21 protein-coding genes and 1 tRNA gene are annotated in these 21,721 nt (G+C 69.4%); 18 read left to right on the forward strand and 4 right to left on the reverse strand.

Going from position 1 to position 21,721, the window contains the following annotated elements; translation table 11 throughout:
* Positions 1 to 6 precede the first annotated feature (6 nt).
* From lepA to leuA, 12 genes are all read left to right on the forward strand, one after another.
* Positions 7 to 1,875: a translation elongation factor 4 gene (gene lepA / locus ACK5IN_RS09655; RefSeq protein ID WP_416896010.1), complete on the forward strand. Its 1,869-nt coding sequence runs from the start codon at positions 7 to 9 to the stop codon at positions 1,873 to 1,875.
* Between the two features lie 18 nt (positions 1,876 to 1,893).
* The gene (locus ACK5IN_RS09660) at positions 1,894 to 2,544 is read left to right on the forward strand and encodes a DUF1990 family protein (protein ID WP_416895979.1); all 651 of its coding nucleotides are present in this window, start codon (positions 1,894 to 1,896) and stop codon (positions 2,542 to 2,544) included.
* 1 nt (position 2,545) lies between these two features.
* Positions 2,546 to 3,766: a radical SAM family heme chaperone HemW gene (gene hemW / locus ACK5IN_RS09665; protein WP_416895980.1), complete on the forward strand. Its 1,221-nt coding sequence runs from the start codon at positions 2,546 to 2,548 to the stop codon at positions 3,764 to 3,766.
* 71 nt (positions 3,767 to 3,837) lie between these two features.
* On the forward strand, positions 3,838 to 4,878 hold the full coding sequence (hrcA, locus tag ACK5IN_RS09670) for a heat-inducible transcriptional repressor HrcA (RefSeq protein WP_416895981.1): 1,041 nt from the start codon (positions 3,838 to 3,840) through the stop codon (positions 4,876 to 4,878).
* 19 nt (positions 4,879 to 4,897) lie between these two features.
* Positions 4,898 to 6,007, forward strand: coding sequence for a molecular chaperone DnaJ (dnaJ, locus tag ACK5IN_RS09675; protein ID WP_416895982.1), 1,110 nt, complete (start codon positions 4,898 to 4,900; stop codon positions 6,005 to 6,007).
* A gap of 4 nt (positions 6,008 to 6,011) precedes the next feature.
* Positions 6,012 to 6,737, forward strand: a complete 726-nt coding sequence (locus ACK5IN_RS09680; protein WP_416895983.1) for a 16S rRNA (uracil(1498)-N(3))-methyltransferase — start codon at positions 6,012 to 6,014, stop codon at positions 6,735 to 6,737.
* A 26-nt stretch (positions 6,738 to 6,763) separates the two neighbouring features.
* Complete coding sequence (locus ACK5IN_RS09685) at positions 6,764 to 7,111, forward strand: HIT domain-containing protein (protein ID WP_416895984.1); 348 nt, start codon at positions 6,764 to 6,766, stop codon at positions 7,109 to 7,111.
* A 58-nt stretch (positions 7,112 to 7,169) separates the two neighbouring features.
* Positions 7,170 to 8,186, forward strand: a complete 1,017-nt coding sequence (locus ACK5IN_RS09690; RefSeq protein WP_416896011.1) for a PhoH family protein — start codon at positions 7,170 to 7,172, stop codon at positions 8,184 to 8,186.
* Entirely contained in the window at positions 8,183 to 8,647 is a 465-nt protein-coding gene (ybeY, locus tag ACK5IN_RS09695) for an rRNA maturation RNase YbeY (protein ID WP_416895985.1), read from the forward strand. Before ACK5IN_RS09690 ends, ybeY begins: the two co-directional genes overlap by 4 nt.
* A 2-nt stretch (positions 8,648 to 8,649) precedes the next feature.
* Positions 8,650 to 9,939 carry a hemolysin family protein gene (locus tag ACK5IN_RS09700; protein WP_416896012.1) on the forward strand — a complete coding sequence of 430 codons (1,290 nt, stop codon included), beginning with the start codon at positions 8,650 to 8,652 and terminating at the stop codon, positions 9,937 to 9,939.
* On the forward strand, positions 9,932 to 10,831 hold the full coding sequence (gene era / locus ACK5IN_RS09705; protein ID WP_416895986.1) for a GTPase Era: 900 nt from the start codon (positions 9,932 to 9,934) through the stop codon (positions 10,829 to 10,831). Before ACK5IN_RS09700 ends, era begins: the two co-directional genes overlap by 8 nt.
* A gap of 224 nt (positions 10,832 to 11,055) precedes the next feature.
* Complete coding sequence (leuA, locus tag ACK5IN_RS09710) at positions 11,056 to 12,816, forward strand: 2-isopropylmalate synthase (RefSeq protein ID WP_416895987.1); 1,761 nt, start codon at positions 11,056 to 11,058, stop codon at positions 12,814 to 12,816.
* Here leuA and ACK5IN_RS09715 read toward each other — a convergent pair.
* Positions 12,793 to 13,500 (reverse strand): trimeric intracellular cation channel family protein, encoded by a 708-nt coding sequence (locus ACK5IN_RS09715; protein ID WP_416895988.1) that lies wholly within the window; start codon positions 13,498 to 13,500, stop codon positions 12,793 to 12,795. The two genes, leuA and ACK5IN_RS09715, sit on opposite strands and share 24 nt — an antisense overlap.
* 33 nt (positions 13,501 to 13,533) lie before the next feature.
* On the opposite strand from ACK5IN_RS09715, the gene recO reads away from it, so the two are divergent.
* Genes recO through ACK5IN_RS09730 form a run of 3 tightly spaced genes read left to right on the forward strand, consistent with a single transcriptional unit; the run spans position 13,534 to position 15,789 of the window.
* Positions 13,534 to 14,277 (forward strand): DNA repair protein RecO, encoded by a 744-nt coding sequence (recO, locus tag ACK5IN_RS09720; protein WP_416895989.1) that lies wholly within the window; start codon positions 13,534 to 13,536, stop codon positions 14,275 to 14,277.
* Entirely contained in the window at positions 14,274 to 15,074 is an 801-nt protein-coding gene (locus tag ACK5IN_RS09725; protein ID WP_416895990.1) for an isoprenyl transferase, read from the forward strand. Before recO ends, ACK5IN_RS09725 begins: the two co-directional genes overlap by 4 nt.
* A gap of 28 nt (positions 15,075 to 15,102) precedes the next feature.
* Positions 15,103 to 15,789, forward strand: a complete 687-nt coding sequence (locus ACK5IN_RS09730) for a DsbA family oxidoreductase (protein ID WP_416896013.1) — start codon at positions 15,103 to 15,105, stop codon at positions 15,787 to 15,789.
* A 10-nt stretch (positions 15,790 to 15,799) separates the two neighbouring features.
* On the opposite strand, the gene ACK5IN_RS09735 is transcribed toward ACK5IN_RS09730, so the two are convergent.
* On the reverse strand, positions 15,800 to 16,303 hold the full coding sequence (locus tag ACK5IN_RS09735; RefSeq protein ID WP_416895991.1) for a glutathione peroxidase: 504 nt from the start codon (positions 16,301 to 16,303) through the stop codon (positions 15,800 to 15,802).
* A 62-nt stretch (positions 16,304 to 16,365) separates the two neighbouring features.
* On the opposite strand from ACK5IN_RS09735, the gene dusB reads away from it, so the two are divergent.
* Genes dusB through dnaG form a run of 3 tightly spaced genes read left to right on the forward strand, consistent with a single transcriptional unit; the run spans position 16,366 to position 20,721 of the window.
* Positions 16,366 to 17,529, forward strand: coding sequence for a tRNA dihydrouridine synthase DusB (dusB, locus tag ACK5IN_RS09740; protein ID WP_416895992.1), 1,164 nt, complete (start codon positions 16,366 to 16,368; stop codon positions 17,527 to 17,529).
* Entirely contained in the window at positions 17,522 to 18,862 is a 1,341-nt protein-coding gene (locus ACK5IN_RS09745) for a deoxyguanosinetriphosphate triphosphohydrolase (RefSeq protein ID WP_416895993.1), read from the forward strand. The genes dusB and ACK5IN_RS09745 overlap by 8 nt, the downstream gene beginning before the upstream one ends.
* Complete coding sequence (gene dnaG / locus ACK5IN_RS09750; RefSeq protein WP_416895994.1) at positions 18,862 to 20,721, forward strand: DNA primase; 1,860 nt, start codon at positions 18,862 to 18,864, stop codon at positions 20,719 to 20,721. The genes ACK5IN_RS09745 and dnaG overlap by 1 nt, the downstream gene beginning before the upstream one ends.
* 66 nt (positions 20,722 to 20,787) lie before the next feature.
* Here dnaG and ACK5IN_RS09755 read toward each other — a convergent pair.
* Both ACK5IN_RS09755 and ACK5IN_RS09760 read right to left on the reverse strand, forming a co-directional pair.
* A tRNA-Asn gene (locus ACK5IN_RS09755) sits at positions 20,788 to 20,860 on the reverse strand.
* Between the two features lie 53 nt (positions 20,861 to 20,913).
* Positions 20,914 to 21,690 carry an ATP-binding cassette domain-containing protein gene (locus ACK5IN_RS09760; protein ID WP_416895995.1) on the reverse strand — a complete coding sequence of 259 codons (777 nt, stop codon included), beginning with the start codon at positions 21,688 to 21,690 and terminating at the stop codon, positions 20,914 to 20,916.
* Between the last annotated feature and the right edge of the window lie 31 nt (positions 21,691 to 21,721).

Genomic DNA, 21,721 nt, shown 5'->3' on the forward strand with positions numbered 1-21,721 from the left:
CGAGACATGTCACCACGCGCCCTCATGCCGCTCGAGCCCGCTGCGACCCCGCCCGAGCTGATCCGCAACTTCTGCATCATCGCCCACATCGACCACGGCAAGTCGACCCTTGCCGATCGCATGCTGCAGATCACCGGTGTGGTGTCGGATCGCGAGATGCGCGCGCAGTACCTCGACCGTATGGACATCGAGCGCGAGCGCGGGATCACGATCAAGAGCCAGGCGGTGCGGATGCCGTGGGCCACCGGCCTCTCGACAGGCTCGGGGGGCGGGGGCGCCTATGCGCTGAACATGATCGACACCCCCGGACACGTCGACTTCACCTACGAGGTGAGCCGGTCCCTCGCCGCCTGCGAGGGTGCGATCCTGCTGGTCGACGCCGCCCAGGGCATCGAAGCGCAGACGCTTGCCAATCTGTACCTCGCGCTCGAGAACGATCTGCACATCATCCCGGTGCTGAACAAGATCGACCTTCCCGCCGCCGACCCCGACAAATTCGCGCTCGAGCTCGCCAACCTCATCGGCGGCGATCCGAGCGATGTGCTGCGCGTCTCTGGCAAGACGGGGGTCGGAGTCGAGGATCTGCTCGATCGGATCGTCCGCGACATCCCGCCGCCCACCGGCGACGCCGCCGCGCCCGCGCGCGCGATGATCTTCGACTCCGTGTACGACGCCTATCGCGGGGTCGTGACCTATGTGCGCATGGTCGACGGCGCGCTCAAGCCGCGCGAGCGCATCCAGATGATGTCGACCAGGGCCACTCACGAACTGCTCGAGATCGGCGTGTCCAGTCCCGAGCCGGTGCCCACCAAGGGTCTCGGCGTCGGTGAGGTTGGCTACCTCATCACGGGCGTGAAGGATGTGCGGCAGTCGAAGGTGGGCGTCACGGTCACCGAGCTGCGCAGACCGGCCGAGTCCGCGCTGCCCGGATACACCGACCCGAAACCGATGGGGTTCTCGGGCGTCTATCCGATCGACGGCAGTGACTACGCCGACCTGCGGGAGGCGCTGGACAAGCTCAAGCTGTCGGATGCCTCGCTGCAGTACGAGCCGGAGACCTCGGTGGCGCTCGGCTTCGGGTTCCGCTGCGGTTTCCTGGGGCTCCTGCACCTCGAGATCATCACCGAGCGGCTCGCACGCGAGTTTGATCTGGACCTCATCACGACCGCGCCGAGCGTCGTCTACGAAGTGACGACCGACACCGGCGAGCGCGTGATCGTCACGAACCCGAGCGAATACCCGGACGGCAAGGTCGCGCTCGTCGAGGAGCCCATGGTCAAGGCCGCGATCCTGACGCCGAAGGACTATGTCGGCACCGTCATGGAGCTGTGCCAGTCGCGCCGTGGATCGCTGCTGGGTATGGACTACCTCAGTGAGGAACGCGTCGAGCTGCGCTACACCATGCCGCTCGGCGAGATCGTGTTCGACTTCTTCGACCAGCTCAAGTCGCGCACGCAGGGATACGCCAGCCTCGACTACGAGCCGAGCGGCGCGCAGGAGGCCGACCTGGTGAAGGTCGACATTCTGCTGCAGGGTGAGAAGGTGGATGCCTTCAGCTCGATCGTGCACCGGGACAAGGCGTACAGCTACGGCACGCTCATGACGGAACGGCTGCGCAAGCTGATCCCCAGGCAGCAGTACGAGGTGCCGATCCAGGCGGCGATCGGCGCGCGCATCATCGCCCGCGAGAACATCCGGGCCATCCGCAAGGATGTGCTGGCCAAGTGCTACGGCGGTGACATCAGCCGCAAGCGCAAGCTGCTCGAGAAGCAGAAGGAGGGCAAGAAGCGCATGAAGATGGTCGGCCGGGTCGAGGTGCCGCAGGAGGCCTTCATCGCCGCGCTCTCGGGTGATGTCGAGGGCAAGGGCAAGTAGCCCGGTTAGGCTTTGATCATGCGCCGCGGCACCTTCAAGGACGAAACGGTCGACTACGCCGCCGTCGGGGCGACGCAGGCGCCCGACCTCATGCACTTCCCGCCGGAGCGCAGTGTTCCCGCAGAGCAGGCGTGGCGCATCGGGAGCGGTGAGTCGCGGTTCCGCGCCGCGAGCGAGGCGCTGCTCTCGTGGACGGCGCAGAAGGCCGCGGGCCTGACGGTCAGCGATGTGCGCCCGGCCTCCGGCCCGATGTATTCGGGTGTCGGCTTCGACGGCGACGGTCATCCGATCGCTCCCACTCGCACGGAGGCCGATCAGCGTTTCGACGAGGACGGCACGCCCTGGGTCGGCCCTGGCACGACCGTGCACCTGCACGGCCGGGTGGCCGGTCTGAAGGCCGACGGAGAGCTGCGCGTCATCTTCGTGGTCGAAGAGCCCCGCCGGGTCGGCTTCGCGCTGGGCACCGTGGGCGGCTCGGTCGTCAGCGGCGAGGAATCGTTCATGGTCGACTGGCTCGACAACGACGAAGTGTGGTTCGCGGTGCGCGCTTTCGACGCCCCCGTCGCCCTGCTCTACAAGGTCTTCCGTGGGCTGATGCGCCGCCGGCGGCGAGAGCTGGCGACGCGCTACCTTCGGGCCATCTCGCCGTTGTACAGCACCCCGGCCTGAGATGGCCGGCCCACTGCCCGTCGGCGACCCGATGCCGGGCGATGGCGCGCTTCCCGACGATGCGGTGATCGACGCGCACACGCCGTTCAGCGTGTATCTGCATGTGCCGTTCTGTCGCGTGCGCTGTGGGTACTGCGACTTCAACACCTACACCGCCACCGAGCTGCGCGGCGCCCGGCAGGACGCGTATGCCGACACCCTGCTGCACGAGGTGCGGCTGGCCGCCCGCGTGCTGGGCGCCCATGCGCCGCTGCGTCCGGCCCAGACCGTGTTCTTCGGCGGGGGCACGCCCACGCTGCTGCCGCCCGGCGACCTGGGTCGCATGCTCGGCGGGGTGCGCGACGCGTTCGGCATCGCGGACGACGCGGAGGTGACCGTCGAGGCGAACCCCGACACGCTCACCGACGACGTGGCCGCGCAGCTGCGCGCCTCGGGTGTCACACGCCTGTCGATCGGCATGCAGTCCGCCGTGCCGCACGTGCTGGCCGCACTGGATCGCACTCACGATCCGGCCAACGTGACCGCGGCCGTGTCGGCGGCACGCCGCGCCGGTCTGGCGGTGAGCCTCGACCTCATCTACGGGGCACCCGGCGAGTCGCTCGACGACTGGCGCACGTCGCTGACGGCCGTGCTCGCCCTCGACCCCGACCACGTCTCGGCCTATGCCCTGATCGTCGAGGACGGCACGAGACTGGCCCGGCAGATCCGTCGCGGCGAGGTCGTCGCGCCCGACGACGACCTGCAGGCGGACATGTATGAGTACGCCGACGAGCTGCTCGCGAGCGCCGGCTACGAGTGGTACGAGATCTCGAACTGGGCCCGCACCGACGACCAGCGATCACGCCACAATCTCGCCTACTGGCGGGGCGCCGACTGGTGGGGGTTCGGTCCGGGTGCGCACAGCCATGTCGCGGGCACCCGATGGTGGAACGTCAAGCACCCCGCCGCGTACGCCCAGCGGCTCGGCGCCGGCCTGTCGCCGGGTGCCGGCTGCGAGCGCCCGGATGCGGAGGCCGCCCGGCTCGAGAACGTGCTGCTGCGCTCCCGGCTGCGCGAGGGCATGCGCACGGACGAGCTGACCGCCGCAGGCCGGCGGGCCGTGGCATCCCTCATCGCAGACGGCCTCGTCGACGGCGCGGCCGCCGTCGGCGGGCGGCTGGTGCTCACGCTGCGCGGGCGGCTGCTCGCCGACACGGTCGTGCATGCGCTCACCGCACCCTGAGCCGGAGGCGGGTAGAATTGGCACTCGAGTTCGATGAGTGCCAACGATGAGTGCCAACGGAGAGGAGCAGCATGGTCAGTGAACGCGGTCTGCAGGTGCTCCGCGCCATCGTGCAGGACTACGTCGACACCCACGAGCCCGTCGGCAGCAAGACGATCGTGGACCGGCACCACTTCGGGGTGTCGGCGGCCACGATCCGCAACGACATGGCACAGCTGGAGGACGAGGACCTGATCGTCGCCCCGCACACGTCGTCTGGCCGGGTGCCGACCGACAAGGGCTACCGCGTGTTCGTCGACCACCTCGCCGAGCTGCGCCCGCTCTCGAGCGCTCAGCGCTCCGCGATCTCTGCGGTCCTCACCGACCCGGGCGATCTCGACGACCTGCTCTCTCGTACGGTGCGGGTGCTCACCCGGCTGACGGGCCAGGTCGCGCTGGTGCAGTATCCGTCGTTCGACCGCGCGACCGTCACGCACGTCGAGCTCGTGGCGCTGGCTCCGTACCGCCTGCTCGTGGTGCTCGTCACCGACACCGGTCGCGTGTCGCAGCGCATCGCCACGCTCGAGCACGACCTCGACGAGCACGACGTCGCGACGGTGCGTGCGCGGTTGGGCACGCTGGTCACGGGGCAGCCGGTCGCCATCGGCGTCGAACGCATCGCCGCACTGCGCGGCGATGCCGACGAGCGACCGAGCCCGACGGCCGCAGCGCTGCGCGTGATCGCCGATGCGGTCGCCGAAGAGCTCGCCGACTTCCGCCAGGACAAGCTCGTCATGGCGGGTACCGCGAACCTGGCGCGGCGTGAGCAGGACTTCCGCGGCAGCATCTTCCCGCTGCTCGAGGCGATCGAAGAGCAGGTGACCCTGCTGCACCTCGTCGGCGAGATGGTCGCCGACGAGCACGGGCTGGCCGCGAGCATCGGCAGCGAGAACGCATCGTTCGGCCTGGCGGAGGCCTCGGTCGTGACCAGCGACTACGACAGTTCGGGCGGCAGTGCGCGCGTGGGCGTGCTCGGCCCGACCCGGATGGACTACCCGTCGAACCTCGCCGCGGCACGCGCCGTCGCGCGCTACCTCTCGCGGCTGCTCGACGAGGACGAGAAGCGCCGCTGAGGCGCTACAGGAAGGCAGGATGGCTGACCACTACGACGTGCTGGGCGTGTCACGCGAAGCGACCCCGGACGAGATCAAGAAGGCCTACCGACGGCTGGCACGGGAGCTGCACCCCGATGTGAACCCGGGCGCAGAGGCGTCCGATCGCTTCAAGCAGGTGACGCACGCCTACGACGTGCTGAGCGACCCCGAGCAGCGGCGCCGCTACGACATGGGCGGCGACAGCGGGCTCGGTGGGTTCGGCAGCTTCGGCGACATCTTCGAGACCTTCTTCGGCGGTGGGGGCGGTGCGGGCGGCGGCCGCGCCGGACGCCCGCGGTCGCGTCGTGAACGGGGCCAGGACGCCCTCGTGCGGGTCGCCCTACAGCTCGACGACGTCGTGTTCGGCACGCACCGCGACATCGAGGTCGACACGGCCGTCCTGTGCGAGACCTGCACGGGCGCGTGCTGTCAGCCGGGCACCCAGCCGGTGCCGTGTGACATCTGCGGTGGCAGCGGACACGTGCAGCGCACGGTGCGCAGCCTGCTCGGCAATGTCGTGACCGCCCAGCCGTGCGGTTCGTGCCAGGGCTACGGCACCGTCATCCCGTACCCGTGCGCCACGTGCCAGGGGCAGGGGCGCGTGCGTTCGCGTCGCAGCGTGTCGCTCGACATCCCCTCCGGCGTCGAGACCGGCCTCCGCCTGCAGCTTCCGGGCTCCGGTGAGGTCGGCCCGGCGGGTGGCCCGAACGGCGACCTGTACCTGGAGATCACCGTTGCGAACCACGACGTGTTCAGCCGCGAGGGCGACGATCTGCTGGCGACCCTCGAAGTGTCAATGTCGGATGCGATTCTCGGCACCACGACGACGATCCAGGGCCTCGACGGCGAGGTCGAGCTCGAGCTCCGCCCCGGCACCCAGGGCGGTGACGTGCTCACGGTGAGGGGGCGCGGCATCACCCCGCTGCGCGGGTCGTCCCGCGGTGACCTGCGGGTGGGGGTGCACGTGCTGACACCGACCCGACTGGACGCGAAGGAGCGCGCCCTCATCGAGGAGTTCGCGAAGAAGACGAAGGCCCCGGCGCCCAGGCTCGCCGAGTTCCACCAGGGGCTGTTCGCGAAGCTGCGCGAGCGGTTCCGTCAGAGCTGAGCCCGTGGCGCTGCACTTCGTCATCGACCCGGCCGACGTCGGCGACGACGCCATCACGCTGACCGGGCCGGAAGCGCACCACGCTGCCACGGTGCGGCGGGTGCGCGTGGGCGAGGACGTGACGCTGGGCGACGGGCGCGGCGCCTGGCTGACCGGTCGCGTGCGGTCGGTGCAGGCGCGTGAGGTCGTCGTCGAGGTGACCGGGCGTGGCGTCGTCGCCGCGCCGGTGCCACGGCTCGTGCTTGTGCAGGCACTGGCGAAGGGCGATCGCGACGAGCTGGCCGTGCAGGCGGCGACCGAGCTCGGCGTCGACGCGATCGTGCCGTGGCAGGCGGCGCGCAGCGTGTCGCGGTGGGAGGGCGTAAAGCGCGAGCGCGGCCGGCAGCGCTGGGCGACGATCGTGCGGGAGGCGGCCAAGCAGTCCCATCGTGCCTGGATCCCCGAGGTGACCGAGCCGGTCACGACGAGCGAACTGGCGCGGCGGGCCGCAGCATCCACTCTTCTCGTGCTCGAACCGACCGCCCGACGCGCCCTCGCACGGATCGACTACGGGGAGGGGCACGATGTCGTGCTCGTGGTCGGTCCCGAAGGCGGCATCGCGCCCGACGAGCGGCAGCAGCTGACGGATGCCGGTGGCATTCCCGTGCGACTGGGCGGCACGGTGCTGCGCACCTCCACCGCAGGCCCCGCCGCACTGGCCGTCGCCAGCGTCGCGCTCGGCCGCTGGTGACGGGCCTGGTAACTACACTGGACCGCATGAGCGAGCCATCGATCTTCACGCGCATCCTGACCGGGGAGATCCCGTCCGAGATCATCGCCGAGACCGAGAACGCCTTCGCGATCCGCGACATCGCGCCGAAGGCACCCGTGCATCTGCTCGTCATCCCCAAGACCGCCGAGTATCGCGACGTGGTGCAGCTCGCCGCGGGCGACCCGGCGCTACTGGCCGAGGTCGTCAGCCTGGCTCAGCGCGTTGCATCCGAGCACTCGGACGGCGACTTCCGGCTGGTGTTCAACACCGGACCGGGCGGGGGTCAGACCGTCTTCCACGTGCACGCCCACGTGCTCGCCGGGGGTCTGGACGAAGCGAGCCTCCGTGGCTGACCCGGCCCAGCCCGAAGACGCACCGGTCAGCGAGACGATCCTCGCCGATGGTGTTGCGATGGTGCAGCTGCTCGGCCCGCAGGACCGGCTGCTGCGCATGGTCGAAGGGGAGCACCCCGACGTCGACGTGCTCGTGCGCGGCAACGAGATCACCCTCACGGGCGCGACGCGCGAGGTCGCGGAGGCACGCGCACTCGTCGACGAGCTGCTGGCGATGACCCGCGCCGGCCACGCTCTCGCCCCGACCGATGTGGCCTCGTCGAGCCGCATCCTGCGCGGCGACGGTGCGGCCAGGCCGTCGGAGGTGCTCGGCGAGACGATCCTCTCCTCACGGGGCAAGGTCATCCGGCCGAAGACCCAAGGCCAGCGTGACTACGTCGACGCTATCGACGACAACACCATCGTGTTCGGCATCGGTCCGGCCGGCACGGGCAAGACCTATCTGGCGATGGCCAAGGCTGTGCAGGCGCTGCAGCGCAAGGAGGTCAGCCGTATCATCCTGAGCCGGCCGGCCATCGAGGCAGGGGAGCGGCTCGGCTTTCTGCCGGGGACCCTCACCGACAAGATCGACCCGTACCTGCGCCCGCTGTACGACGCGCTCAACGAGATGATGGACCCCGAGATCCTCCCCAAGCTCATCGCGACGGGAACGATCGAGGTGGCCCCGCTGGCGTATATGCGCGGCCGGACGCTGAACGACTCGTTCGTCGTGCTCGACGAGGCGCAGAACACCACGCCCGAGCAGTTGAAGATGTTCCTTACCCGGCTGGGCTTCGGCACCAAGATGGTGGTCACCGGCGACATCACGCAGATCGACCTGCCACAGGGCTCGTCGGGTCTGCGCCTGGTGACCCGTGTGCTGAAGGACGTCGACGACATCCACTTCTCCACGCTCACCAGTGCCGATGTGGTGCGTCATACGCTCGTCAGCCAGATCGTCGACGCCTACACCGAGTACGACGAGCAGCGGCTGGCCGCGCGCCACGAGCGCGAGCAGGCGGCCGCGTTCGCAAACCGCGCCGAGCGCCGCGGCGCGCGCAACAGCGGCCACGAGCCGAAACGGGGCATCCGATGAGCGTCGAGATCGCGAACGAATCGGGCGTCGACGTCGACGAGGCGACGCTGCTGCGGCTTGTCGACCATGCGCTGGGCGAACTGCACGTCAGCGCGGAGGCCGAGCTGGCCATCGTGCTCGTCGACGAAGGGGCGATGGAGGCGCTGCACGTGCAGTGGATGGACGAGCCCGGGCCGACCGACGTGCTGAGCTTTCCGATGGACGAGCTGCGACCGGGGACGGAAGATCAGCCGACGCCTCCCGGGCTGCTCGGCGACATCGTGCTGTGCCCGCAGGTCGCCGAAACCCAGGCGCAGACCGCGAAGCACTCCACGCTCGACGAGCTGGTCATGCTCACGACGCACGGGCTGCTGCATCTGCTGGGCTTCGATCACGCCAGCCCCGACGAGGAGCGTGAGATGTTCGGTCTGCAGCGCGACATCATCGCCGGCTTCGCGCACGCCGAACGCCGCCGCCCATGATCCTGACGGCGACCCTCCTGCTGATCGCCGCCGTGCTGCTGGTCGCCTTCGGCGCGCTCATGGCGGCGATCGACGCGGCGTTCGGCGTCACTTCGCGCACCGACCTCGCCGAGTTCGCCACGGCCGGGCGCCACGCGAACACGCTGCGCGCCATGGCGAGCGACCCCGAGGCGCATGCGAACGCCGTGGTCTTCATCCGCGTGCTCGCCGAGACCGCGGCCGCGGTGCTCGTGACGGTCGCGTTCACGATCCTGTTCGACGACATCTGGTGGGCGATGCTGGCCGCCGTCGTGCTCATGACGGGCATCTCGTTCGTCGTCGTGGGTGCGAGCCCGCGCACGGTGGGGCGGCAGCACGCGAAGGGGGTGCTGCGGTTGACGGCGCCGGTGATCCGTGCGATGCGCGTGATCCTCGGTCCGCTCGTGCACGGCCTGGTCGCGCTGGGCGAACGGGTCACCCCCGGGGTGGCCCGTCATGCGTCGTTCTCGTCCGAGGAGCAGCTGCTCAGTATGGTCGACGAGGCGGCATCGCAGGACCTCATCGAAGAGGACGACCGCGAGCTCATCCATTCGGTGTTCGACTTCACCGACCAGTTCGTGCGCGGCGTGATGGTGCCGCGCACCGACATGGTGACGGTGGATGCCTCGGCGACGACGCGTGAGGCGATGCAGCTGTTCCTCGACCGCGGTGTCTCGCGTGTTCCCGTGGTCGAGGGCGACGCCGACGACGTGGTCGGCGTGCTCTACCTGAAGGACCTCGTGCTCTTCGCCTTCCGCGACGAGAAGGCGTGGGGCGATGCGTCGGTGCGCCCGATCGCCCGCAAGGCACTGTTCGTTCCGGAGTCGATGAAGGCCGAGACGCTGCTGCAGCAGATGAAGCGCGATGCCGTGCATGTGTGCATGGTGGTCGACGAGTACGGCGATATCGCGGGTCTCATCACGTTGGAGGATCTCATCGAAGAGCTCGTGGGTGAGATCGCCGACGAGTACGACCCGCGCTCGGCCGAGGTCGTCGAGCTCGAGCCTGGTCGCTACCGGGTGAGTGCCCGGCTGTCGCTGAACGACCTCGGCGATCTCTTCGGCGTCGACCTCGACGACGAGGACGTCGAGTCGGTCGGCGGGTTGCTGGGCAAGGCCCTCGGGCAGGTGCCGCAGCCGGGCGTCACCGCCGTTGTCGACGGGCTGGTGCTGACGGGCGGTACCTCACGAGGCCGTGGTCGTGGCCTGGCGACCGTCTTCGTCGAGCGCCAGCCGGCGCCGTTGAGCACAGAGGAGGCGCTGTTCGATGACTGACATCCCCGTGTTCCGCTCGGGCTTCGCGACATTCGTTGGCCGGCCCAACGTGGGCAAGTCCACGCTGACCAACGCCCTCGTGGGCGAGAAGGTCGCGATCACGAGCGAGAAGCCGCAGACGACACGCCGGGCGATCCGCGGCATCGTGAACCGACCCGCGGGTCAGCTCGTCATCGTGGACACCCCCGGCATCCACAAGCCCCGCACGCTGCTCGGGCAGCGGCTGAACGACCTCGTGGTGCAGGTGCTCGGCGATGTCGATGTGATCGGCTTCTGCGTGCCGGCGACACAGAAGGTGGGTCCGGGCGATCGGCGCATTGCCGAGTCGCTGGACGGCTATCGCGGCAAGAAGGTCGCCATCGTCACGAAGACGGATGCCGCATCCCGCGACCAGATCGCCGAGCGACTCATCGAGGTCGACGGCCTGCGCGAGGATTGGTCTGCCGTCATCCCGCTGTCGGCGCTCACGCGGGAGCAGCTCGACGTTCTCGTCGACGAACTGCTGCCGCTGCTGCCGGATGGCCCGCCGCTGTACCCGGACGACGTCGTCACCGATGAGTCGCTCGAAGACCGCATCGCCGAGATCATCCGCGAGGCGGCGTTGGAAGGCGTGCGTGACGAACTGCCGCATTCGATCGCGGTCACCATCGAAGAGCTGGCAGAGCGCGAAGGCGGCGGTCTGACGGACATCTACGCGAACGTGGTCGTCGAGCGTGACAGCCAGAAGGCCATCGTCATCGGTCACAAGGGGTCGCGCCTGCGCGATGTCGGAGCGCGAGCGCGGGTGCAGATCGAGCCGTTGGTCGGCACGCGGGTGTTCCTCAAGCTGCACGTGCGGGTCGCCAAGGAGTGGCAGCGCGACCCGAGGCAGCTGGGGCGCCTGGGGTTCTGATGTCACGCGTCCTGCATCGGCGCGCTGATGCGCTGCCCGGTGAGACAGCCTTCGCTCACTCACTCATCGAGGGTGACGCACCGCACGACGTTCGCTGGGTGTAGTCTTTCTGCATGCACGTCCGCACGCTCCTTCTTAGCTGCCGCGGCGAGTCCTCGTTCTAGGGCCTTCCTCGCCGCGGAGCTCGGTGACGGCCCGCACGATCTGAAGCGAGAGACAAGGCCATGAAGAACACCCAGCAGTCGTCGGGCATGCCGACGCACAAGTACCGTCCCTTCCACGAGCAGATCCGCGTCGATCTGCCCGATCGCACCTGGCCGGACGCGCGCATCGCGAAGGCGCCGCGATGGTGCGCGGTCGATCTGCGCGACGGCAACCAGGCCCTCATCGACCCGATGAGCCCCGAACGCAAACGCATCATGTTCGATCTGCTGGTGAGCATGGGCTACAAGGAGATCGAGGTCGGCTTCCCGAGCGCGAGCCAGACCGACTTCGACTTCGTCCGGCACCTCATCGAGGACGACATCATTCCGGACGACGTCACGATCCAGGTGCTGACCCAGTCGCGCGAGCATCTCATCGCCCGCACCTACGAAGCCATCGCGGGGGCCAGGCAGGCCATCGTGCACCTGTACAACTCGACGAGCGTGCTGCAGCGCGAGGTCGTGTTCCGCACCGACCGGCAGGGCATCGTCGACATCGCGCTCGAGGGTGCCCGACTGTGCCGCGAGTACGAGAAGCGCATCCCCGACACGGCGGTGTATTACGAGTACTCACCCGAGTCGTACACCGGCACCGAGCTGGAGTTCGCCGCCGACATCTGCAATCAGGTTCTCGAGGTCTTCGAGCCCACGCCCGAGCGCAAGGTGATCATCAATCTGCCGGCCACCGTCGAGATGGCCACGCCGAACGTGTACGCCGACTCCATCGAGTGGATGAACCGGCACCTGAACCACCGCGAGAACGTCATCCTCTCGTTGCACCCGCACAACGACCGCGGCACGGGGGTCGCAGCGGCCGAGCTCGGCTACATGGCCGGTGCCGACCGCATCGAGGGATGCCTGTTCGGCAACGGCGAGCGCACCGGCAACGTCGACCTGGTCGCCCTGGGCGTCAACCTGCTGACACAGGGCATCGACCCCCAGATCGACTTCAGCGACATCGACCACGTCAAGCGCACGGCCGAGTACTGCAACCAGCTGCCCGTGCCCGAGCGCAGCCCGTGGGCGGGCGACCTCGTCTTCACGGCGTTCAGCGGTTCGCACCAGGACGCGATCAAGAAGGGCTTCGAGGCGATGGACGTGCGCGCCGCCGAGGCCGGCATCACCGTCGACGAGATCGAATGGGCGGTGCCGTACCTGCCGATAGACCCGAAGGACCTGGGCCGCTCGTACGAGGCGGTCATCCGCGTGAACTCGCAGTCCGGCAAGGGCGGTGTGGCCTACCTGCTGAAGGCCGATCACGCGCTGGATCTGCCGCGGCGGCTGCAGATCGAGTTCTCGGGTGTCGTGCAGGCCAAGACCGACGCCGAGGGCGGGGAGGTCACCAGCGAGCAGATCTGGACGATCTTCACCGACGAGTACCTGCCGGCGCCGTCGACCAACGACAAGTGGGGGCGGTTCGAGCTGCTGTCGACCCGTCTCGAGAGCGACATGTCGGGCGAGGTGACCCTCGATGTCGTGTTCCGCGACGGCGATGGGCAGATGCAGACCCGTGGCGTGGGCAACGGCCCGGTGTCGGCGTTCATCGAGGTCGTGCGCGCGCAGGGGTTCGAGGTGGCGCTGTACGACTACGTGGAGCACACGCTCAGCGCCGGCGGCGATGCGCAGGCCGCGTCGTACGTCGAGCTGCAGATCGACGGCGAGCGCCTGTGGGGCGTGGGCATCGACGGCGACATCTCCACCGCGAGTCTGAAAGCCATCGTGTCGGCCGTCAACAGGTTGGTTCGCACACGCGAGCAGTCAGGGGCGCTCGTCACCGTCTGAGGGGCGGATGATCGGGATGCCGGTGGTCTCCACCGCGACCTTGCGTCGATGCAGCATGCGCTGCTCGGGCAGCGAGACGTCGAAGATCACCGCGAGCAGCCGGGTCACCGTCGTCACCGTCACGCCGGCGACAGCGGCTGCCACCAGCGGCGCGCCGAGCGCGTGTGCGGCGGCGAGCACGATGCATCCACCCGCCGCCGCAACTGCGTACAGTGAGCCGACGTGCATGATCGCCACAGGCAGACCCATCATCATGTCACGCAGGATGCCGCCTCCCACCGCTGCGCACACGCCGACGAACACCGCGGGGACGAGCGGGAGCCCGAACGCCAGTGCCTTGCTGGTGCCGAAGGCTCCGAACAGCCCGATCACGACGGCGTCAAGCCCCACGATGAGCCGGTTCAGGCGCTGGAAGACATTCGACAGCAACATGCCGGTCAGCGCCGCGAGCACCGCCGTGATCAGGTACCAGTTGCTGCGGAACGTCGCCAGGTCGACGTTCAGGAGCAGGTCACGGATGAGACCCCCGCCCATGCCCATGACGATGCCGATGATGGCGACACCGAGGAAATCGAGTCGTCGCTCACCGCGGAAACCGGAGGCGAACAGAGCGCCCTGCACGCCGCCCAGCCCCACGGCGGTCAGATCGGCCCACAGAGGAATGACAAAGAGCGGTTCGGTCACGCATCCATTCTCGTCCTCGCGCGATAATCAAGTGTGCCCACCTATCGCGACGAGATCGTGGTCCTGCGTACCCACAAGCTGGGTGAGGCCGACCGCATCGTCACCCTGCTCAGCCGCCGGCACGGCAAGATCCGCGCCGTGGCCAAGGGAGTGCGCCGCACGTCGTCGCGGTTCGGCGCACGGCTGGAGCCGTTCATGGTCGCCGACGTGCAGCTGTACCGGGGGCGCTCGCTCGACATCGTGCAACAGGCGGAATCGCTCGGTGCGTACGGTACCGACATCGCGACCGACTATGAGCGGTACACCGCCGCGAGCGCGATGGTCGAGACGGCCGACCGGCTGAGCGAAGCAGAATCGGGCGTGCAGCAGTACCTGCTGCTGGTGGGCGGGCTGCGCGCGCTGACCCTGGGCGAGCACGCCCCACGCAGCATCCTCGACTCGTATCTGCTGCGGGTCATGGCCTTGGCCGGCTGGGCGCCGGCGCTGGGGGAGTGCGCGCGGTGCGCCGCCCCCGGGCCGCACGTCACGTTCGTGGCCCAGCTCGGCGGCATCGTCTGCCGAGACTGCGCCCCGGCCGGCAGTCCGCGCATCGACGGCGATATCGTGCGATTGCTGGAAGCGCTCATGGCCGGCGAGTGGGCGACGGTGGATGCCGCCGGACCCCGCACGGCCGCCGGTGCGTCCGGCATCGTCGCCGCCTATGCGCAGTGGCATCTGGAACGGGGCATCCGCTCGCTCGCGCATGTGTCCATCGGCCCCCGGGAGGCCCTGCGGTGACCCCGAAGCCGTACACCCACCGCGATGCGGTGGCGTATCGCCCGATCGACTGGACGGGCCTGCACCCGCCGGCCTATCCGAAGAACGCGGTGCCCGCGCACGTCGCGATCGTGATGGACGGCAACGGCCGCTGGGCCAATCGCCGCGGGCTCAGCCGCATCGAAGGTCACAAGGCCGGCGAGGCGGCGCTGCTGGACGTGGTGGCCGGGGCGATCCAGGCCGGTGTGAAGCACCTGTCGGTGTACGCGTTCTCCACCGAGAACTGGTCGCGCTCTCCCGACGAGGTGCGCTTCCTCATGGGCTTCAACCGCGACGTGCTGCACCGGCGGCGCGATCAGCTCAACGAGTGGGGTGTGCGCGTGCGATGGGCCGGGCGCACACCACGGCTGTGGCGTTCGGTGATCACAGAACTGCGCTACGCCGAGCAGCTGACCCGCACCAACGACGTGCTGACGCTCACGATGTGCGTGAACTACGGCGGTCGCGTCGAGCTGGTCGACGCGATGCGTGCCCTCGCCGACGAGGTCGCCGCCGGCCGCCTGAAACCGTCGGGTATCACCGAGAAACTCGTACGGCGGCATCTCTATGTGCCCGACATGCCGGACGTCGACCTGTTCGTGCGTTCGAGCGGCGAGCAGCGGTCGTCGAACTTCCTGTTGTGGGAGTCGGCGTACGCCGAGTATGTGTTTCTCGACACGCTCTGGCCGGACTTCTCCCGCTCCGACCTGTGGGAGGCCATCGACCGCTATCTCGACCGCGACCGCCGCTTCGGGGGTGCCGTCGACCGCCCGGAATAGGCGGTGCGCGGTGGTCGTTGCACTCGACATGACCGAGCCTATCCAGATCTCCGTGTGGTCCGACATCGCCTGCCCCTGGTGCTACATCGGCAAGCGCAACCTCGAGAAGGGGCTCGCCGAGGTGGCGGCCGACGACGACGCCCCACAGGTGGAGGTGACGTTCCATTCGTTCGAACTCTCGCCCGACACGCCGGTCGACTTCGAGGGCGACGAGGTGGACTTCCTCGCCGGCCACAAGGGAATGCCGCGCGAGCAGGTGCAGCAGATGCTCGACAACGTCACGGGGGTTGCGGCGAAGGCGGGGCTGGACTACCGCTTCGACCTGCTGAAGCACACCAACACCGTCAAGGCGCACGAACTGCTGCACCACGCCAAGGCGCAGGGGTGTCAGCACGAGATGGCCGAACGGCTCATGGCGGCGTACTTCACCGAGGGTCGCCACGTGGGTCGCATCGACGACCTCGTGGACCTGGCCGCCGAGGTGGGTCTCGATCGCGACGCAGCACGGGCCGCGCTCGAGTCCGGGCACTACGTCGAGGCCGTCGCTGCCGACAAGGCCCAGGCGACTGCTTATGGGATCAACGGCGTGCCGTACTTCGTCATCGACGGCAAGTACGGTGTCTCCGGAGCCCAGCCCGCCGAGACGTTCGCGCAGGTCGCGCGACAGGTGTGGGCAGAGCGGCGCGAGGCCGCGGCATCCATCGGCGTGAGCTGAGCGCGCGCACTCAACCCGGCAGATTCTCCTCGATGACCGCGACGATCGCGGGATCATCGGGCTGTGTCTTCGGGGCGAAGCGATGCACCCCGCCGGTCGGCGTGAGCACGAACTTCTCGAAATTCCAGGTGATGCGCCCGTGCAGGCCCTCGGGGGTGTCGACCTTCTTCAGCGCCTGATACAGCGGTGTGGCTCGTGGGCCGTTGACCTTCACCTTGTCGAGGATCGGGAACGTGACGCCCCACGTCGTTGCGCAGTACTCGACGATCTGGTCGATCGTGCCCGGCTCCTGGCCCATGAACTGGTTGCACGGAAACCCGAGCACCGTGAAGCCGCGATCGCCGTAGGCGCGCTGCAATTCCTCGAGCTGGGCGTACTGGGGCGTGTTGCCGCAGCGCGAGGCGACATTGACCACCAGCACGACCTGGTCGCCGTATTCCGACAGCGTCGAGGTGCCGCCGTCGGTGGTGGGGAACGGGATGTCGCGGATGTCCACAGGCTGTTCGTCGGTCATGTCGTCCACGATACGTCGCACAGACAGCCGAGCGGCGGTGTGCGTCTGGGAGAATGGACAGGATGCCGACCCTTCTCGCCCCCGACCAGGCCGTGCGCCCGCTGCGCATCGGCCCGTTCGCGCTCGACGTTCCCGTCGTGCTGGCGCCGATGGCGGGCATCACCAACACGGCGTTCCGCCGTCTCTGCCGCGAGTACGGCGCGGGTCTGTACGTCAGCGAGATGATCACCTCGCGCGCGCTCGTCGAGCGTAACAGCACCACGATGCGGCTGATCACGCACCACGAGTCCGAGACGCCGCGGTCGATCCAGCTGTACGGCGTCGACCCGAAGACGATGGGCGAGGCCGTGCGCATCCTCGTCGCCGAGGACCGCGCCGACCACATCGACCTCAACTTCGGCTGCCCCGTGCCGAAGGTCACCCGCAAGGGCGGGGGAGCGGCACTGCCCTGGAAGCTCGGGCTGTTCGGCGACATCGTGCGCGAGGCCGTACGCGCCGCAGGCGCCGTGCCGCTCACCGTGAAGATGCGCAAGGGCATCGACGACGACCATCTGACCTATCTGGATGCCGCGCGCATCGCCGAAGACGCCGGTGCGGCCGCCGTCGCCCTGCACGCCCGCACCGCCTCGCAGTTCTACTCCGGCACGGCCGACTGGACGGCGATCGCGACGCTGAAAGAGACCGTCACGAGCGTTCCAGTGCTCGGCAACGGCGACATCTGGTCGGCCGACGACGCGGTGCGCATGATGGCGGAGACCGGGTGCGACGGGGTCGTGGTGGGTCGTGGATGCCTTGGCCGACCGTGGCTGTTCGGCGAGCTGTCCGCGGCGTTCGGTGGAACCGACCCGCACGTGGACGCGACGCTCGGGTTCGTGGCGGCGGCGTTCCGCAGGCACGCCGAGCTGCTCGTGGAGTTCTTCGACGACGAGGGCCGCGGATGCCGCGACATTCGCAAGCACGTGGCGTGGTACTTCAAGGGATACCCCGTCGGCGGGGAGCTGCGGGCACAGCTGGCGACAGCATCCACTCTCTCCGAGATCGACGACCTGCTCGGCACCCTCGACCTCGACGCGCCGTATCCGGGCGCGGCGGCTGAGGGCCAGCGAGGCCGCGCCGGCAGCCCGAAGCGCACGGCGCTGCCCGAGCACTGGCTGGACTCGCGCGACCTGGGGGCGGTTGCGACGACCGAGCTCGCCGAAGCGGAGCTCGACCACAGTGGTGGCTGACGGCGGCGGGGTCGCACTCGGCCGGCCGGGCGGGTACGACGACCACGACACCGCCCGCATGTTCCCCGAACAGCACCGCTCGCACCGTGACAACTTCGCCCGCGATCGCGCCCGGGTGCTGCACTCGGCGGCACTGCGCCGTCTCGCCGCCAAGACGCAGGTGCTCAGCCCCGCCTCGCCCGCCGACTTCGCCCGCAACCGCCTCACGCACTCGCTCGAGGTCGCGCAGGTGGGGCGCGAGCTCGCCACCGCCCTGGGCCTCTCGCCCGATGTGGTCGACACCGCGTGCCTCAGCCACGACCTCGGCCACCCCCCGTTCGGTCACAACGGAGAACGCGCGCTCAACGACTGGGCCGACGACATCGGCGGGTTCGAGGGCAATGCGCAGAGTCTGCGCATCGTCGCACGACTCGAGCCGAAGGTGCTGGATGCCGCCGGGCGCAGCTACGGCCTGAATCTGACGCGAGCGAGCCTCGATGCATCGTGCAAGTATCCGTGGACGGTGGAGCGCCCGCTCCCGGACGCCGGCGGCCGTCTGAAGTTCGGTGTGTACCCCGACGACGAGGCCGTGTTCCGCTGGCTGCGCGAGGGTGCACCCGGGCGTGTGCGGTGCATCGAGGCGGAGGTGATGGACCTCTCTGACGACATCGCATACTCGGTGCACGACTTCGAGGACGCGATCGTCAACGGCTATCTCGACCCGGCTCGGCTGAGCGACCCGCGGGAGCACGAGGCTCTGCTCACCGCGATCCAGTCCTGGGTCGGCTACGACGTCACCCGCGACGAGCTGGGTGACGCGCTGTATCGCTTGCAGCGGCTGCCGCAGTGGCTTGCCTCCTTCTCGGCCTCGCGCGCCGATCTGGCCCGGTTGAAGAACCTGACCTCCGACCTCATCGGGCGCTTCGCGCGCGCCGCGACCACGGCGACGCGCGATGCCTACCCGGGGGCGCTGCTGACCCGCTACCGTGCACACGTGGTGGTTCCCCGCGTGATCGAGGCCGAGATGGCGGTGCTCAAGGGCATCATCGGCGCGCACGTGGTCTCGATCGAGGGCCGCAAGCAGCTGTACAAGGAGCAGCGTCGCCTGCTCAAGCGCCTGGCGACTGCGCTGTGGGAGGCCGGGTCCGACGCGCTCGATCCCGTGTTCGCCGCCGACCTCGCCATGGCGGGCGACGATGCCGCACGGCGCCGCGTGATCGTCGACCAGGTCGCCAGTCTCACCGACCAGTACGCGATCGGCTGGCACGAGCGACTCGTGGGTCCCGTGGACGCGGCGTCCATCGGCGTGTGGGCGCCGCGTGACCGGTGGGCCGCTGATCGGGCGGTGCGCTGATGGCCGGACGCATCGCGCAGGCCGACGTCGAAGAGGTCAAGGCGCGCACGAACATCGCCGACATCATCGGTGAGCGGGTGGCGCTCAAGCCCGCCGGCGTCGGCTCGCTGAAGGGACTGTGCCCGTTCCACGACGAGCGCAGCCCGAGCTTCAACGTGCGCCCGCAGGCCGGGTTCTATCACTGCTTCGGGTGCGGCGAGTCCGGCGACGTCTACTCGTTCCTGCGCACCATGGACCACCTGAGCTTCCAGGAGGCGGTCGAGCGACTGGCCGGGCGCATCGGGTATGCGCTGCACTACGAGGACGGGGCCGCGGCTCCCGAGTCGAGCGGACGCACGCGGCTGTTCGCGGCGAACGCGGCGGCCGCGGAGTTCTTCCGCGCGCAACTGCAGACGCCTGCGGCCGAGGCCGGGCGTCGTTTCCTGGGGGAGCGAGGCTTCGATGCCGGCGCCGCCGCGCACTTCGGCGTCGGGTACGCACCGCAGAGCTGGGACGCCCTGATCAAGGCACTGCGGGCGCGGGGGTTCACCGACGACGAGCTGAGCGCGGCCGGGCTCGTCTCGGCCGGGCAGCGCGGCGTGTACGACAGGTTCCGTGGGCGGCTGGTCTGGCCGATTCGCGACGTGACCGGTCAGACGGTGGGCTTCGGCGCGCGGCGCCTGTTCGACGACGACAAGGGCCCCAAGTACCTGAACACCCCCGAGACGACGATCTACCACAAGGCGCGCGTACTTTATGGTCTCGACCTCGCCAAGCGCGACATCTCGCGCGGCGACCCGCGGCGCGTGGTGGTCGTCGAGGGCTACACGGACGTGATGGCCTGCCATCTGGCGGGGCTGACGACCGCGGTCGCCACGTGTGGCACCGCGTTCGGCGCCGAGCACATCACGGTGCTGCGTCGTGTCATGGGCGACGAGTCGGCGGCAGGCGAGGTCGTGTTCACCTTCGATCCCGACGCGGCCGGGCAGAAGGCGGCACTGCGTGCGTTCGCGGAGGCCAAGCGGTTCAACGCCCAGACGTTCGTCGCCGTGGCACCTGACGGGCTCGACCCGTGCGACCTGCGCATGCGAAAGGGCGATGGCGCGGTGCGTACGCTCATGGACGCCAAGGTGCCGATGGTCGAGTTCGTGATCGATCAGCGCATCACCGGGTATGACCTCGCCACGGTTGAAGGCCGAGTGGGCGCGCTGCGGGCCGCTGCCCCGGTAGTGGCCGAGCTGCGCGATCGCCTGCTGCAGCCCGAGTACACGCGGGTGCTCGCTCGCCGTCTGGGGCTCGACCCGGAGGATGTGCGACGTGAGGTGCAGCGCGCCGGCCGCGCCCCCGATCGCGAGAGGGCCGGCTCCCGAGGCGAGTCGGCGGCCGAGCCGGTGGACTCCGCGGCACCCCGCATCACGCTGGGCACGCTGCCGCCAGGCAAGGACGTGCTGCTCGAGCGCGACGCGCTGATGGGCTTTCTGCAGTACGGCCACCGTATCGACGCCGAGCTGCTGGCTCGCGCGGTGGCGGCGCCCTTCCGGCACCCTGCCCTGGACGCGGTGCGCGTTGCCGTCGCGGCGCATATCGCGGGTGCCGAGCGCGCCGGCTGGGCGATGACCGCAGTGGATGCCGTGCGCGAACCGTACCGCGCGCTCGGCGCAGAGCTGCTCGCCGCGGACTTCCCGGCGCGCGATGAGGACGGTGCGGTGGCCTCTGCCACGAGTCTGGCGCGGGCGCTGCTCGGGCGCGCACTCGATGCCGAGAAGGCCGAGCTGCTCGGCGCCGTGCAGCGGGTTCCCGCTGACTCCGACGAGGGGCGGGCGCTGCGTGTGCGGCTGCGCGACATCGACCTCGAGCGGCACCGCCTGCGCGCATCGTAACCCGCCGTGTTTCCGCAACCCAGGGGAACGAAGAACGACCCCGAGGTGGAGCTCGGGGCCGTTGCGCTCCCCCGGTTGGACTCGAACCAACAACCTATCGGTTAACAGCCGATTGCTCTGCCAATTGAGCTACAGGGGAATGTGCCCACCGCTGCGGGCAACCCGACTATCTTAGCAAATCCACACGCCGGGTCAGGACACCGGAATGCGCTGGCTGACGTCGACATCGGGTGTCCACAGCAAGCCGCCCGGCGCGTCTCGAGCGACGACATGACCGCCGCGCAGCACGATGCGCTGCGCGCCCAGCGCACCGGGCAGCTCGCCGTCGTTCGTGGCGATCAGCGCCGACATCCCATAGTCCGCCCGGCGGCGCAGGATCGCCTCGGGAAAGACGTGCTGCACCTCGATGTCGAGGTTGGCCAGCGGATCGTCGGCCACAAGGATGTGGGGCTGCAGCACCAGGGCACGAGCGAACGCCACACGGTGACGCATTCCGGCCGACAGCTCGTAGGGGAACTTCATGGCCGCGCCCAGCGGAAGCTCCATCTCGTCCAGCAGCGAGGCGGTGCGCACGGCCAGCGCACGCGCATTCACCTTGCGGTCACGGCTCGTGATGGGTTCGGAGATGATCTCGCCCACGGTCCGCTGTGCATCCAGCGCGGCACCGGAGCCCTGCGCGAGGTAGCCGACATAGGCCAGCAGCCTGCGGCGGTTGCGCCCGGGTCTGCGCAGGTCGATGCCCTCGACGTGCGCCGTGCCGCCGTCGATGACGAGGTTCGGGTCGGCGCGCCCGCTGAGCATCGCCAGCAGGCTCGACTTGCCCGATCCGGTGCCGCCGAGCACCGCCACGGCTCCGCCCCGCGGCAGAGCGAGGTCGACCCCCTCGACGACCCGCCCCGCGTCGCTGGCACCCGTGCGCAGCAGGCTCAGGTCGGCGCAGCGGATGGCGTCGGCGGCGGGAGCGGACATGGGTTCATCCTGCCGGTTCGCCGCCCGGTTG

The sequence above is a fragment of the Microbacterium sp. genome, from assembly GCF_047971895.1.
Lineage (GTDB): Bacteria > Actinomycetota > Actinomycetes > Actinomycetales > Microbacteriaceae > Microbacterium.